Below are 15,966 nucleotides of genomic sequence, written 5' to 3' on the forward strand. Positions count from 1 at the left end.
AGATGCTGGTTTCAATAAATAACATGGACTCTTTATACGTCAATGGCGTATTTGAATTTTAGCAGTTTCCATAACAAAAAACGAGAGCTGGTAGATCTCGTTTCGCATAACAGCCATTATGTTAAATAATTAAGGATAAAAGCTTTATTACTAAATAGAACAGTTGCTTAAAGCAGTATAGAGTTAAGTTTGCATTTTAATATCAAGTTGTCTTTCAGCACCGATAATCACCATACGAATCCCATTTTCAAAAATGTCATCCGCATTCATATTTTGTAAGGTATTCACTCCTTGGAGCATGAGTGGATATATAGTTGGATCGGCTTCGAATGGTGGGTCTGATCTTATTTCTTCTTGCTGCTCCTCAAGGACCCACCCAACAATAAACCTTCCTAATGTCATAAGTAATGCAACTGCTTCAACAGGAGAAAACCCAGCATGAGATAACAGCGCAACTTGGGCCTCAATCGTGTTGAAATGTCCTTGACTGGGGCTAGTTCTTGCATGTAGACGAGCACCATCACGGTAAGCTAGTAGTGCTCGACGAAAGCTTACAGAATTAGCGAGCAACCAATCTTGCCATGTCATCCCATCGATGGGTAAAGAAACTAAATGGTGTTCATTTATAATGGTTTCCGCCATTGCTTCCATTAACAAGGATTTATTCTTGAAATGCCAATATAGAGTTGGAGATTTAATACCCAATCGTTGAGCTAGCTTGCGTGTGGTTATTGAATCTATGCCTTCTTCATTCAACATATCCAATGCGGTACGCAGGACTATTTCACGTGTCAGACGTTGAGGTGCAATATCTTTTTTACTCATAAATCTATCACTGATAGGGAGTGTGTGAGAGAATATTAATTCTATCATTGCTAGAGAAGGCATTTGTGAAGAAATCATTGAGCGTGATTTTAATCACTATATTTCTGGATGCTGTTGGGATTGGTTTAATTATGCCGATCTTGCCTGAATTATTACGGTCATTGGCTGGAGCTGAAGCAGGCGGTGTTCACTATGGTGCTTTATTAGCTGTGTATGCTCTGATGCAGTTCATTTTTGCACCTATCCTTGGAGCGTTGAGTGACCGATTTGGACGTCGACCTGTATTAATTATTTCAATTGCTGGTGCAACGGCTGATTATCTCCTAATGGCTGCTGCTCCTTCTCTATTGTGGCTATATATTGGTCGTATTTTTGCGGGAATTACAGGTGCCAACATGGCTGTTGCAACAGCTTATGTTTCAGATATTACTCCAGCCCATGAGCGTGCAAAAAGGTTTGGTCTCCTTGGAGCTGTCTTTGGTATTGGGTTTATAGCGGGTCCGGTAATAGGTGGAGTTTTGGGTGAATGGAACTTACATGCACCGTTCTTTGCTGCTGCTTTTATGAATGGGATTAATTTAATAATGACAGCAGTCTTATTAAAAGAATCAAAACACAGCAATAAAATGACTGAGAAGGTTCAGGAGCAATCAATATTAAAGAAATTATCCTATTTGATCACTCAACCTAATATGGCTCCATTGCTTGGTATCTTTTTAATTATCACATTGGTTTCACAAGTCCCCGCAACTTTATGGGTTATCTATGGGCAGGATCGTTATGGCTGGAGTATATTTATTGCAGGTGTTTCCCTTGCTAGTTATGGAATATGCCATTCTATTGCACAGGCTTTTGCTATCGCCCCTATGGTAAAGAGGTTTGGAGAGAAAAATACGTTGTTATGTGGAATAGCTTGCGATGCAATTGGTTTACTTCTTTTATCTATTGCTGTTGAAGAATGGGTGCCTTTTGCGTTGTTACCATTGTTTGCCCTTGGTGGAGTAGCCGTTCCTGCTTTGCAAGCAATGATGTCCAGAGGTATTAGTGATGAAAGACAAGGTGAATTACAAGGGCTATTAAGCAGTTTTAATAGTCTGGGGGCTATAATTGGTCCTGTATTAGTTACTAGCCTCTATTTTATGACTCAGGCATCAGCTCCTGGAATGGTATGGGCATTAGCTGCAATACTTTATGTAATCACCCTACCCTTATTGCTTAAGTATCGCCTGAATAAATATTCTGGAGTTCCATAAAATATTTAATTTATTGGTTTAAAAACTAATGGATTCTATAGTTTATCTAAAATTAACATAATACACGTTATACGAAATGCTTTTGTTAGAACCCATTTAAAGTGTCTATATTCTCACCAATAAAAATGTCTGGTTTATGATGATTTTTATCACCATGGACTGGATATAAAATATAGATGCTGATCACTATGTCTGACAAAGAAATTCAACGTCTTGCAGTTCTGCAAGACGTTCGAGATCATCGTATTACCCAAGTCCGTGCTGCTGAAATCCTGAATCTTTCCACCCGTCAAATTACCCGGTTATTGCAGAAGCTCAATCAAGATGGTGTTTCAGGCATGACGCATGCCAGTCGTGGTCAACCGGGCCATCATCGCCATGACGATTTATTAAAATCGCAATGTCTTTCCATTATTTCTGAACATCTGCTGGGCTTTGGACCTACCTTGGCGCATGAGAAGCTCAGCAGCATGTTTGACCTGAATATCCCGGTAGAAACGGTTCGGCGCTGGATGACTGCAAATGACCTTTGGATTCCGCGATCCAAACGTCTAAAACGCCCATACCAGCCACGCTATAACCGTGATTGCTTCGGTGAGCTGATCCAGATTGATGGCTCATATCATGACTGGTTTGAAGGAAGAGCCACCAAATGCTGTTTGCTGGTTTATATCGATGATGCTACCGGCAAGCTGTTGCATCTGCGCTTTTGTGAGGCTGAAACGACCTTTGACTATATGCTTTCAACCCGAGCCTACATTGAGCAATACGGCAAGCCCTTGGCCTTTTACAGCGATAAACACTCGGTATTCAGAGTGAATCAGAAATCCAGCCAAGACAGCAAGATCACGCAATTTGGGCGGATTCTGAATGAGTTAAACATTGATATTATCTTCGCCAACTCCCCACAGGCGAAGGGTCGCGTAGAGCGAGCGAATAGAACCCTTCAGGACCGTTTGATCAAGGAGATGCGCCTGGAAGGCATCTGTTCGATTGCAGAAGCAAATGCCTGGTTGCCCTGCTTTATTGAGCAGTTCAATCAGAAGTTCGCCAAATGTGCGCGAAACTCAAAGAACCTGCATCGTCCATTAACCGAATCTGATCTTGAACTGGATGATATTTTTACCTGGCAGGAACCGCGTAAGGTCACCAAGAACCTGACGATTACCTATGACAAATGTATTTATCTGCTTGAACCGACAGAGCTGAATCATAAGCTTGCTGGGCAATACATTGCATTTCTGGAGTATCCGGATGGCACTGTGGCCCTCATGCATGAAGGACGAAAGCTCAACTACAGCATCTTCAATAAATTGGCTGGGCTACAGCAAAATGAGATTGTTGAGAATAAACGGTTAGGTTCAGTCCTGGCGCATATTCAACAGCAGCATGAAGAACTAGAAAAACAGAATAAACGTTCCCGGGCCAAGAAAAGTATGCCAAGTCGTAAAGCTCAGAAAGCTGTTGTTGAACAAAGAAACTTAAATCCTGTGCTTGACTCTTGTGGTTAAAAACAGGACATTTTAAATGGTTTATCGCATAGACATTTTAATTGGTGAATAACATCTGGATTTCGTATAAGAGATTTTATGTTAAATAGAAAGTTAATTTTTTTAAAATTTATTATATAGTTAAAAAAATAAATAAAGATATGGCATTAAGATTATGTATTACCATGTGATTTTAGAGTTAGGTGAGAAGCATCATAAGAATGCGTGGGATAAAGTCGAAATTAAGTCAGATCTAACAGATTTAGAAGACGTAATTAATAAATATGCTGAACCTTATCAAGTTGGAAAACCTATTTTAATCAATGGGCGTACTATTCCTATTGAACATATTGAGCGGTTACGTATTTTTTCTAGTGAAATATCTGGTGTAGTTTTAAAAGAACAACAAGCTAATAAACGAAGAGCTGAAGATCGAGCATCTAGTGTTGTTATGATCGGTTTTTATTCTAATGATTTAGAGTCAGCAATTCTAAAACAAAAAGAAATAACAGAAGAATTAGTTACGTATGCGAAAGGAACTAAAAAAGACATTTCTAATTTAAGTGAGAAAACAAAGAAAATTACGCCATCTAAAGTATTTATTGTCCATGGTCATGATGATGCATTAATAAACGAGGTAAAAGCTTTTTTATCAGCTCAAAGAATTGAACCTATAGTTCTTAGAGAACAACATGATGCTAGTCTTACAATCATAGAGAAATTAGAGCGTTATACGAAAGATCCTTCAATTGGATTTGGTATAGTTCTATATACACCAGATGATGAAGGCAAAGCTGTTGGAGAAAGCGAATATAAATTACGAGCTAGGCAGAATGTTGTCTTTGAACACGGGTTATTAATAGGGTTATATACTCGTGAGAAAGTTATCTGCTTAGTAAAAAAGGAAGGTCATATTGAAATGCCTGGTGATGTGAATGGTGTTGTATATACCGATCATGGATATAAAGACTGGCGTATGTCCGTAGCTCATATGCTAAGCGATGCGGGATATGATATTAACTATAGAAAAATCAGTTAAGATCATCAAAAGAGGAATACATTGTCCCTCTTTAATTTTTTTCTAAGATTAAAATAATACACGTTTTTTGAAGTCAAAAATGGGAGCCTTTAGCTCCCATTTTTATTATATTTTTAAAGTTTTAGGCGTGTTGTACTGTGAGTTTTAAGCCTAAAGCATTCACTACACGATTAATCGTATCAAAACGTGGTGCTGAATCCTGACGTAGGGCTTTGTAAAGTGCTTCACGCCCAATTCCTGCTTCTTTAGCGATTTGAGTCATACCACGAGCTTTGGCAATTACACCAAGTGCATGAGCTAATTCAGCTGGATCATTCTCTTCCAGAACCATATTGAGATACATTACAATGTCTTCTTCAGTTTTGAGTGACTCAGCCATATCAAAACTTGGTAAATCTGCGACTTTAACCATTTTAATCCTCCAATGTTTTCGATAATTTGACTGCACGATCTATGTCTTGTTGTTGAGTCGATTTGTCTCCTCCACCAAGCATTACAATCACTACGTCACCATGTTGGATGTAATACATTCTCCATCCAGCACCGAAGAATTCTCTCATTTCCCAAACGCCATCTTGGAGAGGCTTAATGTCTCCCCAGTTTCCACGTTGAACCTTATCTAATCTACGATTCAGGCGAATACGGGTCATATTGTCTTTAATGCCATCCAACCATTCATCAAACTCTGGCAGACGTTTAATTTCAATCATGAGGATTCCTTGTTTTCTCACTATATTGTATTCGATCGAATACAATATGCAAGTAATCTATACGGACATCCATTAATTTCGTATAACGCCCATTATGTTAAATGGATAGTACTTTAGTGGATTATTCATGCTTCCCATTTAGAAAAACTTGCGGAGCCTTTTCTAATCTGTAATCCTTGCCACTAAGGGTGTCTAGCTAAGCTAAGGCAGGTGTTTATTGTAGTCGGGCCGCTACAATGCTGATAAAGAGCACCTGTATGTTTAATTTCAAGATTTTTAATAGAATCTCTACGGAAGTATTGACGATAAAAAATGACCTCCAGCTTAATTCTGAGATTCAACTCATAACAAAATATAAGACCTCTACTTCTGAAGATTATAAAAAAGCAATTATTTTGATCTTTAAAGAACGTGGTTATTCAGCTTTAGAGATTGGTCAACTATTGGAAAATTAAAGTAAAAGATTTATTCTGATCAGATAGGCACCCTTATTTAAAGGTGCCTATTCATTTTAGAAATTCTTAAATTTCAATCTGACTACCTAGCTCTACCACCCGGTTAGAAGGGATTTTATAAAAATCACTGACAGGGCTGGTATTTTTTTGCATTGCGACAAATAACTTTTCACGCCATGTAGACATCTTGTTGGACATACTTGGAATTAATCTTTCTCTAGAAACAAAGAAGCTGATATTCATTAAGTCATACTCAAGATCCAGTACTGAAAAAGCTTGTTTCAATGAATGAGGCACATTAGGCTCTTCTTTAAAGCCATAATGGATCGTTATTCTGAAAAAACCATTCTCTAGTACTTCAGTAACGATTCGCTTAGCTTCATCAACATACGGGATTTCAGAAGTCTTGATTGTCACCAAAAAATTACGTTCATGCAGAACTTTATTATGCTTTAGATTATGTAAAAGCGCATGGGGTACGACTTGAGGCGTTCCAGTTAAAAATACGGCATTTCCACTCACTTTCTGACCTGTCTGTTCAAGGTGCTCAAGAAACACATTCAGTGGAAGCGTGTCCTTCTGCAGTTTGTCCTGAAGAATCTCTCTGCCTTTTTTCCAGGTCATCATAAGGGTAAAAACGATAACTGCAATAACGACTGGCACCCAGCCACCAATCAGGACTTTTAATAAGTTTGAACTTAGTAAAATTAGATCAATAAAGGCGAACGGAATAATGAACAGCAAGACTTTCCAGGTTCTCCATTTCCAGTAACTATAAGCCAGAAAAGCCACTAGCAGGGTGTCACAGAACATGGTCACAGTGACGGCCAGACCGTAGGCACCTGCCAATTTACTGCTACTTTCAAATATTAAGATCAAAATAGTGATGGAGATAAACAGGAGCCAGTTCAGTAAAGGAATATAAATTTGTCCAATTTCCGAAGCAGAGGTATGTAAAACTGTAAGCCTAGGTAGATATCCCAACTGGATTGCCTGTTTAGCCATAGAGAATACCCCACTGATTAAAGCCTGTGAGGCAATCACTGCTGCTGCAGTAGCTAGAATAATCATTGGATAGAGAAAGGCTGAAGGCAGAAGTAGGTAAAAAGGATTAGTAATAGCCGAAGGATCTCTTAACAGTAATGCTCCTTGCCCAGCATAATTCAGCATCAGACATGGCAGTACAATTAAAAACCAGCCTAACTTGATCGGTAAAATACCAAAATGTCCCATATCCGCATATAAGGCTTCACCACCTGTTACGGTTAAAACCACAGCCCCCATCACAAAAAATGAAATAAAAGGATTGTTAATAACGAATAAAAAAGCCCAGTGCGGGCTGAATAGTGCAAGAACAAATGGACTTTGAATAATACTTATAATGCCAATGGCACCAATAGATAGAAACCATAACAGGGTAATAGGACCAAAAAATTTCCCCATCATTGCAGTACCATGTTTTTGAACGGCAAAGAGGGCTATCAGAATTCCAATACTGATGGGAATAATGAAGCGATCAAATGACGGGGCAGCAACAGAAAGGCCCTCAACTGCAGATAGAACAGAAATGGCAGGAGTGATAATACCGTCACCGAAGAAGAGTGATGCTCCAATGAAACCTAAGATAATGATTGCAAGTCTTTTTCCACGGGATAATCCTTTTTGCCTAAGGTTTAAGGCGAGTAATGCCATGATACCCCCTTCACCATTGTTATCAGCTCTCATGATCACCAAAACATATTTAAGCGAAACAATTAAGGTAATGGTCCAAAAGATTAAAGAGAGAATTCCTAGGATATTAAGTTCATTAATAGGTAGCCCGCGTGTCGCATGAAAGCTTTCTTTTAATGCATATAATGGACTCGTTCCTATATCGCCGAATACTACTCCTAGGGCAGCCAGTGTTAATGCTGGTACTGCCGGCTTACTCACATTATTTTGCATATATTTGATTTACAAAATTGGGGAGCCTCGAATTTTATCATCTGGCTTCTCATGAAATTGCCTTGTACATAAAAACCCATACTTTCTTAGAGTGTTATAGTTTTTCTAGCTAAGCCTGCACTATATAGGTGCTATTTCACTTATAAGTAATCCAAAAATATATGATTCTTTAATAGATAATTTTAAGTTTTTTCTAAAATTAACATAATACACCTTATACGAAATGCTGTATAATTATCCTTATAATTCAACGCTGTAGTTCCTAGTTGATAGCCCACCTTCCCCAAGGTGGGTTTTTTTTATGATTTTTCACGTTCCACGCCTATTATTTAAGCAATGTTTCACAACTTTGATTAGCTCAGTTGAATAATCCCCTTAGCCATTTGGCAAGAAAAACCGGCTTAACCACCCTCTTTTCGGCTGCTCCGGTTCAACATGTTCCGGTACTGGAATACGTTTATTTTCAGTCTGCTCTGGAGTAGTCAATCCGTCATGTTTCGGTTCAGGTTCTGACCGAGGATCCGTTGCTATATCTTGGCTAGGTTTCTGATCGGTAAACGTAGTCATATTGGTTTTTGGGGCTTCTAGCAGTCGTTGGATTGCTTCTATTTGATTGTCTTTTGCTTCTAGTTGTTCTCTTTGGAAAATTTCTCGTTCATGTGCAAGTTCCAGTTGTTTTTTTAGTATGTCTACCTGCTGTTTTAGCATGTCTACTTCTGTCTCTTTTTGTACCGCAGTAGACTGTAACGTGGTTACATCTCTATTTTTATTAGATGGTTCTCCAAATACACGTATTGCTTCCGATAGGTCTATTTTTCCATCACTATTTTTAGATAAATCACCTTTATTTATACGCTTATAGATACTCTGTCTGTTCATCCCATAGAGTTCAGCTAGCTCAATCACAGATAATGCTTTCATCATGTAACCTAAGTAAAAAGATGTATGCCAGTAGATATTATTTAAACATGTAACGTTACATTAGTAGTTTAACGATAGCCAACTTTTTCAAGCATTGGAGAAAACTCTTTTAGCTTTTCAGAGTCCTTAAGCATTTCTGCAATTCTTACTGCAAATTGAGGATAGCTTTCACTGCCTTCTGAATATTTACTCATTTCAGGAAGCTCAGAGAGCTTATTGGCAAATAAATGACGTTGAGGATCTGTCATTTTTTTTGAAAAGAGATCTAAATTCTCCGAGTGCTTTTTATTTTCACTTGATGCACTTCTAGTTTTTTTCTGTGTAAATGAAAAAGAGAAGCCTGATATTGAACGGCCCTTTTTATGCTGCTCATAACTAGCCTCAATATCTGTTTTTTCACTAATTTCTGTAATAGCTAAATCAAGGACCCTCGTCTTGAAGTGATCCATACGCTTATATTCATTAACGCCAATACCAAGCTGCTCTCTAAATGTCGCTAACTCGAATAAAGGTGTTTTTCCAACGGCTTTCCACTGAATCAGTAATTCGTATAGCCTTGCTGAATAGGTACTATTCAGTTGTGCTGTTTGGCTTAATAAATATTGAGTAAAGAAATCCTTAATTCCGTCAATTTTACTTATACCTTGTACAACAGCTAGTGTAAAAACTAACTCAATAGCACCTTCATCATCTAAGTACCTTACTTGCTGAATCCATCTGCTTTTTATTAATTTCCCGTTTTCATCAAAGAAACTAAATCTACGATTAAATAACGAGTCTTCAGCTTCTTTCATCCGTTGATAAGCATTTTGTCTGGTTGTTCCAAAAATTTCTGCATATCTCAGAGCATCTATTCGTAATGGTGTATCTGTACTTAAGCCTGTACCTGTATGCCTAGCATCAACAATAGCTAGTTGAACAATATGAAATTCTGATAAAGACAAAGTCTGGAAAGCTTGGTTTAAGCGATTTGTTTTTACAACTAATTCTTTTGACATGAGATTGATTAAAACATTGTTATACCCACAGATTATAACAATGTAGTTATAACCACAAATATTTATTTGAGGTTAGATGAAGCCATAGGGTAACTAAACGTGGGTAAGTGGTAACTAAACGTGGGTAAGTGGTAACTAAACGTGGGTATATAGGTAACTAAACGTGGGTATATAGGTAACTAAACGTGGGTATATAGGTAACTAAACGTGGGTATATAAGATTATTAATTATTGAAATATATAAATTTATTCTGATCTAAAAGTATTTAAAAGCATTAAAAATAATTAAAAGCCCAGGATAAGAAAAATTGCCCTATGTTTTCGCTACGCTCAAACTCTATTGAACTTCGCTTACGCTCAGTTCGAAGGGGCAATTTTTGGCTTAAAATTTCGTGACTTTTTAAAAAAGAAAAGCAACTAGGAATTCGCTTCGCTCATAGAACTTTTCACTCGCTTCGCTCGACATAAAGCCACCGTAATCAGTTCGCACCCATTCGGGATGCTCTGATTCTGAGTTCTTGATACACAGGGGAGCCTGTAATCAGGGAAAAACAGGTGAAAAAATTTAGATCCCTGTAGTTCGCTCGTAGACACTCGCTAAATGCTCTCATTTGCGATTTAAGAGTTTTTTCTTAACTCAACTATAAATCTACTGTGGTTTAGCAAAACATCGCTAAAAACCCTATTTTTTTGCGTTTAAACAGCATTCACCAAGGTCGGTAATCGTTGTTATTTTCATTTTCTGGTTTTTTAGGCTCGTTTTTCTGCTGTTTTTCCAATTCTTGGCGTTTTAAAAATGCCAAATGTTCTCGTTCGTGTCTTTCTTGTTCATAGCGTTGTTCTTTTTGCTCTCGTTCTTTACGTAATTGCTCTCTAAATTCACTTTCTCTGCGATCATTTTCAATTCTTCGTTGGCGATCTACTTCCGCTTGGCTTACTTGCTGCATTCTTTCTTGTTCAATTTTGAGATCATCTGCCCGTTTTGCTTTAAGGAGGGGACTCATATCATCATTAAAATCATGTAGGGTATCGAATGAATGAACGTACTCTCGTTTTAGCTTCTGCCAAAACGTGGGTTTTATCGTTGGTCGTTCAATCCCATTATTTTCCAGTATCTCTGAGCATTGACCTAAGCGTTGGACGACATTCTCAATATCGTATTCTTTAGCAAGTTGTTCGACCTCGGTTGCGTATTCTCTCCAGTTCTCATTTTTTGCCTGTTCTACTGATTTTTCAGTCGCATAAAAATCAGGTTTTTTTATATCTCTGTAAGTATGATGGTAAGAGTCATAAAACAAATTATTGGTATGTAGGTAAAAATCGCTTTTGTTTTCTGCTAACCATCGTTTTGTCTTGGTGAGATTTGATTCAATCTGCTTTTGATTATCAGCAGCATTGCTTTGAATGGTGTAAAACTGATTGGCAAATTCTGCATAAATATCTTGGCACCGGATGAAGTCATCATATGCGTTGTCGATCTGTTGAACCTGTTGTTCTTGCAGGCGTTCTTCTTCTAGGTTGAGATTTACTAATTCTGCTAAAAGCTCTTTTTCTTCTGCTTCGGTTAACTGAAGTTCGTTTTCCAGCTGGGTAATCTGATCTTCTAATCGACTTGGAACAATAATTTCTTGATCAAGGCCCTTGATGATCTGTTGGTATTCTCGTGCAGCATCTAAATTTTTGGCTTTGATTGCATCATTTTCAAGTGCAATTCTTGGTAGCACAATTTCAGTGTTACGTTCTTCAAGCGGTCTTTTTTGTTCCTCGTCATATTGTCTGCGAAGTGCTGTAGCTTCATGCCCTTCATGATGAGTGGGTTCAAGAAAGTCTAAGCCCTGATCCTTGTAACTCCGGTGGTCGATGCGTTCGTCTAGTCCGGCATTTTCCAATACTGTGTTTACAACATTGGCAAAAGTTGCTCGGCTGTCCTTCAGGATCTCGGGACCATGGTCGTTGAAGATTCTTTGTTTCTTTCCTAATTCGCCTTTTTCATTGATGAGTCTGGTCGTGAACATCATGTGTACGTGATAGTTTTTATTATTGGTTTCATCGTTATGTTCATGTGGTGCATGGATGCAGGCATCGACAATAACATTGTGCTTGTTCACAAAGTCTCGGCAAAAGTCATCAACGATTTTTATGCGTTCTGCATCTGTTAATTCATGTGGTAAAGCACAGATATATTCTTTGGCAAGTCGTGCATTGGCTTTCATTGAGCCATTGGCATTGAATTCTTTTTTTTCTACTGTATTCCAAAGTGTTTGACGGTCTAAAAGTTTTGTATTGGTATGTTCTGGTGCATAAATATTTTTGTATTCAAGTCCCTTTTTTTTAGTGTAGTCCTGAGTCTTTCCAAAAGTCAGATCCTCTAATTTTTCACAGGCACGATAAGCAGCACAAGCAACGGCTGAACGTCCGTCACTTCGTGAGATGTTGCTTTCATTCAAATGAAAAATTGCCACTTTAAAAACCTAAATTTCTGCATACCGTGGTTTTGATTTTTGCAACTTTGAAAAAGTTGCTGACCATGCTAAAGCGAGGTCATGGGGTACAGGGGGTTCCCCTGTCGCAACGTCCACTTTTGAATGAAATGATAAAAGTGGGTAAGTGCGCCCTTCGTTTCACTCCGGGAAAACTTCGCTTCGCTACGTTTGATATTGCTCGCTTTGTTTTTTGACTCTATGATGATGTTTGATTATTGATCATCACGGTTTAATACTATGTCAGATATTCAAGAAAAGAAAGATGCAGTTTTAAAGAAACTCACCAAAGCACAGCAGAAAAAATTATCCCTGCAAGAGCAAATTGAGTATTTAAAAAAAGAACAAGAGCAGATCTTAGAACAGGCAAAACAGAAACAGAATGAGCTTAAACTCAAACAGCAAAAACTTTTAAGCGAAGCAAAAGCCCAAGAACGGAAAAATGAAACTAGACGGAAAATTTTGCTTGGCGCTTGGGTTTTGAATAAATTTAAGAATGATGAATCTTTTAAACATCAATGGGCTGATTTTGAGCAGTTTTTAAGTGCGGAAAGTAAGACAGAAGAAAATAGACAGAAAGATAAAGAGCTTTTTAATGATTTTTTTAAGGGATAAGTTCTAAATTTCATATAAGAAGTTTTATGTTAAATCAGTTGATAATTTTGATAAAAATTATCGGATTACTAATTTTCACCTAAGATCACCGTAATTTTGATATTCTTATCATTCTTATTGTTTTTATTAAAATTGGTCTATTTGAATGCTGAAAAGTATAAGTTTAGAAAATTTCAAAAGTTATAGCGCTGAACAAAGCTTAGCATTAGGCCCTTTAAACTTGCTAATTGGAGCTAATGCTGCTGGTAAGTCGAATATTATTGAAGCTTTAAGACTAATTAAATGGTTTATATCAGGAGTGGATCTAGATTCTATTCAAAATAAACTAGAAGAATCAGATAAATGGTTTAGAGGTGATTTTCACGATCTAGTCTATATGTGTGAACATATTCCTATGACCTTGAAAATGAATTTCGATAATAAAGTTCAATATAGCTTTTCTATAAAAATTTTTGATAATGAATCAATATCATTGGTAAATGAAAAATTAACCATAGGTAAAAAAGTAATTTACGAAACAATTGAAAATAAGGATGAGAGCAAACAAGGTTTTTTGAAAGTAAAAATCAAGCCTAATACACCCAAAGGTTCGCCATCTAGATCTTTTAATTTTCATCCAAAAAATAAAATGGCAATATTGCCAAACATTAACAATATTCTTAATTTAATAACTGAAAACTTTGGCAATGATGAGAAAGGAGCATTTAGTGTTGATGAACAAATTTTATTAATTGATCAATGTTTAGATGATTTAAAGTCTATTCAATTCTTTGATTTTGTTCCTAGTTCAATGCGATCGTTTTCAAGAATAACTCCTAATTTAAATTTTAAAGGATCAAATTTATCAGGTGTTTTAAAAAACTTAGAAATGGAAGGGAAAATAGATCAAGTCTTAGACTTCATAAAAAATCTTCCTGAACAAAAATTTGTTGGTATAAGTTTTTTCGAAGATAATCGAGAACGTTTTTCTGTTGAACTCGAAGAAAGTTTTGGTGATGAGAATTCATCTAAGAAATGGTCAATAGAGTTACTGTCAGATGGTACTGTGCGGGTTCTTGCTATTGCTGCTGCACTGATGACAGCTAAACCAGGTTCTCTTTTAGTATTTGAAGAATTAGATAATGGTATACATCCAAATAAAGCAAAAATACTTTTAAATCAGATATATGAATATGCTAGGGATAATAAAATAAAGTTATTGATTACAACTCACAATCCAGCTCTGATGGATGGAGTGCCTAATGAAGCTTTAGAGTACGTGTCTTTTGCTTATAGAGATAAAGAAAAAGGTCATAGCTGTTTAACAAGATTATCTGAACTTGATGATTATGTTGGTCTTGTATCCCAAGGACCATTAGGTGATCTAGTTACAAAAGGTATAGTTGATAGATTCGTTAAGAATCCTTTATCTAGTGAAGATAAACGAACTATAGCTTTGAGTTGGTTAGAGTCGATGAAAGGTAAACATCGTGAATAATATTTGTTTAATTGATACAAGTGTTTTCCTAAATATTTTAGATGTACCTTCAAAGAACTCAGATAGAGAAGAAGTATTCGAATCATTTGAAACTTACACTAAGTTAGGTTGTGAATTTATTATCCCAGTAGCTACAATTATTGAAACTGGTAATCATATCGCTCAAAATGGTGATGGGAATACTAGACGGCAAGTAGCACAAGATTTTTATGAGCTTTTAGAGAAAAGTTATGCAAATGAAGCTCCTTTTATCTTTTCTAGTATATTTTCAAATGAACAGCTTCGAGAATGGATAGCTTTATTTCCTGATCATGCTGGAAGAAATAAATCACCACAGAAAACTACAGAGGGTACTAGTTTAGGTGATTTAACAATTATTAAAGAGTTTGAAATGTTATGTGAACTTCATCCTCGTGCCGATATATTTATTTGGTCACTAGACTGTGATTTGAAAATTTATATAAGAAATGTAAAAAAAATAGGGAAATGAAGTTTTCCTAAAATTAACATAATACACGTTATACGAAATTAAAAAATGGAGCCTAAAGCTCCATTTTTTAATAATTTTTTTAAATTGCTAAGCGCAAATTTAGTGCTTTTACAACTTTAATCACCGTATCAAAACTAGGGTTCACATCACCAGAAAGTGCTTTGTAAAGACTTTCTCGGCCTAGACCTGTATCTCGTGATAATTGAGCCATTCCTTTAGCTTTAGCAATGTTACCTAAAGCTTTAGCAATGAATGCGGCATCACCATTAGATTCTTCGATACATGCTTGTAAGTAAGCCTGCATATCTTCTTCTGTTTTAAGATGCTCAGCACTGTCCCATTTGCGAAGTTTAATAGCCATTTATAGCTCCTCCTCTAAATCTTGTGCCAATTGCAGGGCAAGTTTTATATCTTTACTTTGCGTAGACTTATCTCCGCCTGCTAAAAGAATAACAACCCTTTGCCCTTGTTTGCAGTAGTAAATCCTATAGCCTGGTCCAAAGAAGAAACGTAATTCAGAGACACCTTCACCAACTGGTTCAGTATCTCCAAAGTTTCCATCTTCAACCCGATCAATTCGGACTTGTATGCGTCTTTTTGCCTGTTGGTCTTTTAACTTGGTGAACCATTCATCAAAGACTTCAGTGGTATATATTGAGTACATAAACAAAATGTATCCTACAGGATACATTTATGCAAGAAATAAACTTGGTTTTGGGGAGCCTGAAACGCTGAATTTCGTATAACAGCCATTATGTTAAATTAGCGATATTAAGAATAATTTAGCTTTCGCAAAAAACATATAATTTACTTCTTAAGTAATCCAAACGATTGTTTTCTTTGATAAGTGGATCACCATTGCGATATAAAACGATATCATCCATTGATCCCATTCCTCCAATGGTACTTTGTATTTTATATTTTGCGTATTCTAGATCATCATCAATATAGAACAGTATTCTTTTATACATTTCTGCCCAATGTTCTAAATTCTGTTCTTCAAACAATTCTATTAGTTCTTGAATTGTTGATTTTAAATCTTCAATTTTATTTTTCATAAAAGTATTTTTTAAGATTCTCTAAAATTAACATAATACACGTTATACGAATTCCCAAGGCATGGCTTTTAGTCATGCTTTTTTTATCAAAAGACTATACCTGAATGATAGCGAGCCAAATCGCATACAATATCTATCATTAGACTTAATGCAATAATTAAATGATAGTATTATCATTAATCTAATAGAATTAAGATTAAATGATAGAAAT

The 15,966-nt window shown here is 36.5% G+C and carries 17 protein-coding genes; 7 read left to right on the forward strand and 10 right to left on the reverse strand.

The genetic code is table 11. The annotated features are described in order from the left end of the window. Positions 1–183: 183 nt before the first annotated feature. On the reverse strand, positions 184–825 hold the full coding sequence (locus tag HYG93_RS18345) for a TetR/AcrR family transcriptional regulator C-terminal domain-containing protein (RefSeq protein WP_004787586.1): 642 nt from the start codon (positions 823–825) through the stop codon (positions 184–186). A 65-nt stretch (positions 826–890) separates the two neighbouring features. On the opposite strand from HYG93_RS18345, the gene tet(39) reads away from it, so the two are divergent. From tet(39) to HYG93_RS18360, 3 genes are all read left to right on the forward strand, one after another. After that, entirely contained in the window at positions 891–2,078 is a 1,188-nt protein-coding gene (tet(39), locus tag HYG93_RS18350; RefSeq protein ID WP_004856455.1) for a tetracycline efflux MFS transporter Tet(39), read from the forward strand. Between the two features lie 176 nt (positions 2,079–2,254). Further along, complete coding sequence (locus tag HYG93_RS18355) at positions 2,255–3,589, forward strand: ISNCY family transposase (protein WP_039255483.1); 1,335 nt, start codon at positions 2,255–2,257, stop codon at positions 3,587–3,589. A gap of 154 nt (positions 3,590–3,743) precedes the next feature. Continuing rightward, positions 3,744–4,607, forward strand: coding sequence for a TIR domain-containing protein (locus HYG93_RS18360; protein WP_178962752.1), 864 nt, complete (start codon positions 3,744–3,746; stop codon positions 4,605–4,607). Positions 4,608–4,728: 121 nt separating this feature from the next. Here the strand turns inward: HYG93_RS18360 and HYG93_RS18365 are convergent, their stop codons facing one another. Beyond that, complete coding sequence (locus HYG93_RS18365; protein WP_004969304.1) at positions 4,729–5,019, reverse strand: addiction module antidote protein; 291 nt, start codon at positions 5,017–5,019, stop codon at positions 4,729–4,731. Between the two features lies 1 nt (position 5,020). Next, positions 5,021–5,317, reverse strand: a complete 297-nt coding sequence (locus HYG93_RS18370) for a type II toxin-antitoxin system RelE/ParE family toxin (RefSeq protein ID WP_005175534.1) — start codon at positions 5,315–5,317, stop codon at positions 5,021–5,023. A 257-nt stretch (positions 5,318–5,574) separates the two neighbouring features. Here HYG93_RS18370 and HYG93_RS19560 point away from each other — a divergent pair, with 257 nt between their 5' ends. Further along, positions 5,575–5,772, forward strand: a complete 198-nt coding sequence (locus HYG93_RS19560) for a hypothetical protein (protein ID WP_005265040.1) — start codon at positions 5,575–5,577, stop codon at positions 5,770–5,772. 66 nt (positions 5,773–5,838) lie between these two features. Here HYG93_RS19560 and HYG93_RS18375 read toward each other — a convergent pair whose 3' ends face one another. From HYG93_RS18375 to mobQ, 4 genes are all read right to left on the reverse strand, one after another. Continuing rightward, positions 5,839–7,716, reverse strand: coding sequence for a potassium transporter Kup (locus tag HYG93_RS18375; protein WP_005265041.1), 1,878 nt, complete (start codon positions 7,714–7,716; stop codon positions 5,839–5,841). A 375-nt stretch (positions 7,717–8,091) separates the two neighbouring features. Then, positions 8,092–8,637: a plasmid replication DNA-binding protein gene (locus tag HYG93_RS18380; RefSeq protein ID WP_171319338.1), complete on the reverse strand. Its 546-nt coding sequence runs from the start codon at positions 8,635–8,637 to the stop codon at positions 8,092–8,094. A 68-nt stretch (positions 8,638–8,705) separates the two neighbouring features. Continuing rightward, positions 8,706–9,635 (reverse strand): replication initiation protein RepM, encoded by a 930-nt coding sequence (gene repM / locus HYG93_RS18385; protein ID WP_111886115.1) that lies wholly within the window; start codon positions 9,633–9,635, stop codon positions 8,706–8,708. Positions 9,636–10,342: 707 nt separating this feature from the next. Next, on the reverse strand, positions 10,343–12,097 hold the full coding sequence (gene mobQ, locus HYG93_RS18390; protein WP_372659284.1) for a MobQ family relaxase: 1,755 nt from the start codon (positions 12,095–12,097) through the stop codon (positions 10,343–10,345). A gap of 258 nt (positions 12,098–12,355) precedes the next feature. Here mobQ and HYG93_RS18395 point away from each other — a divergent pair, with 258 nt between their 5' ends. From HYG93_RS18395 to HYG93_RS18405, 3 genes are all read left to right on the forward strand, one after another. Continuing rightward, entirely contained in the window at positions 12,356–12,730 is a 375-nt protein-coding gene (locus HYG93_RS18395; RefSeq protein ID WP_228724004.1) for a hypothetical protein, read from the forward strand. Between the two features lie 145 nt (positions 12,731–12,875). Continuing rightward, a complete protein-coding gene (locus tag HYG93_RS18400; RefSeq protein ID WP_174660738.1) occupies positions 12,876–14,207 on the forward strand; it encodes an AAA family ATPase in 1,332 nt (443 codons plus the stop codon). After that, on the forward strand, positions 14,200–14,697 hold the full coding sequence (locus HYG93_RS18405) for a hypothetical protein (RefSeq protein ID WP_174660737.1): 498 nt from the start codon (positions 14,200–14,202) through the stop codon (positions 14,695–14,697). Before HYG93_RS18400 ends, HYG93_RS18405 begins: the two co-directional genes overlap by 8 nt. Before the next feature lie 79 nt (positions 14,698–14,776). Here HYG93_RS18405 and HYG93_RS18410 read toward each other — a convergent pair whose 3' ends face one another. From HYG93_RS18410 to HYG93_RS18420, 3 genes are all read right to left on the reverse strand, one after another. Next, positions 14,777–15,058, reverse strand: coding sequence for an addiction module antidote protein (locus HYG93_RS18410; protein WP_067865280.1), 282 nt, complete (start codon positions 15,056–15,058; stop codon positions 14,777–14,779). After that, a complete protein-coding gene (locus HYG93_RS18415; RefSeq protein WP_178962753.1) occupies positions 15,059–15,361 on the reverse strand; it encodes a type II toxin-antitoxin system RelE/ParE family toxin in 303 nt (100 codons plus the stop codon). It lies immediately after the preceding gene. Between the two features lie 118 nt (positions 15,362–15,479). Then, positions 15,480–15,755, reverse strand: a complete 276-nt coding sequence (locus tag HYG93_RS18420; RefSeq protein WP_004967304.1) for a hypothetical protein — start codon at positions 15,753–15,755, stop codon at positions 15,480–15,482. Positions 15,756–15,966: the final 211 nt, after the last annotated feature.

This window comes from Acinetobacter sp. SwsAc6, assembly GCF_013391565.1.
Classification (GTDB): Bacteria; Pseudomonadota; Gammaproteobacteria; order Pseudomonadales; family Moraxellaceae; genus Acinetobacter; species Acinetobacter cumulans.

Excerpts from the sequence above, each read along its gene's own strand:
- HYG93_RS18370 (WP_005175534.1), bottom strand. The coding sequence starts at position 5,317 with ATGATTGAAATTAAACGTCTGCCAGAGTTTGATGAATGGTTGGATGGC.
- HYG93_RS18410 (WP_067865280.1), bottom strand. The coding sequence starts at position 15,058 with ATGGCTATTAAACTTCGCAAATGGGACAGTGCTGAGCATCTTAAAACA.
- HYG93_RS18375 (WP_005265041.1), bottom strand. The coding sequence starts at position 7,716 with ATGCAAAATAATGTGAGTAAGCCGGCAGTACCAGCATTAACACTGGCT.
- HYG93_RS18420 (WP_004967304.1), bottom strand. The coding sequence starts at position 15,755 with ATGAAAAATAAAATTGAAGATTTAAAATCAACAATTCAAGAACTAATA.
- HYG93_RS18365 (WP_004969304.1), bottom strand. The coding sequence starts at position 5,019 with ATGGTTAAAGTCGCAGATTTACCAAGTTTTGATATGGCTGAGTCACTC.
- HYG93_RS18415 (WP_178962753.1), bottom strand. The coding sequence starts at position 15,361 with ATGTACTCAATATATACCACTGAAGTCTTTGATGAATGGTTCACCAAG.
- HYG93_RS19560 (WP_005265040.1), top strand. The coding sequence starts at position 5,575 with ATGTTTAATTTCAAGATTTTTAATAGAATCTCTACGGAAGTATTGACG.
- HYG93_RS18400 (WP_174660738.1), top strand. The coding sequence starts at position 12,876 with ATGCTGAAAAGTATAAGTTTAGAAAATTTCAAAAGTTATAGCGCTGAA.
- HYG93_RS18360 (WP_178962752.1), top strand. The coding sequence starts at position 3,744 with ATGTATTACCATGTGATTTTAGAGTTAGGTGAGAAGCATCATAAGAAT.
- HYG93_RS18345 (WP_004787586.1), bottom strand. The coding sequence starts at position 825 with ATGAGTAAAAAAGATATTGCACCTCAACGTCTGACACGTGAAATAGTC.
- repM (WP_111886115.1), bottom strand. The coding sequence starts at position 9,635 with ATGTCAAAAGAATTAGTTGTAAAAACAAATCGCTTAAACCAAGCTTTC.
- HYG93_RS18355 (WP_039255483.1), top strand. The coding sequence starts at position 2,255 with ATGCTGATCACTATGTCTGACAAAGAAATTCAACGTCTTGCAGTTCTG.
- HYG93_RS18395 (WP_228724004.1), top strand. The coding sequence starts at position 12,356 with ATGTCAGATATTCAAGAAAAGAAAGATGCAGTTTTAAAGAAACTCACC.
- HYG93_RS18380 (WP_171319338.1), bottom strand. The coding sequence starts at position 8,637 with ATGAAAGCATTATCTGTGATTGAGCTAGCTGAACTCTATGGGATGAAC.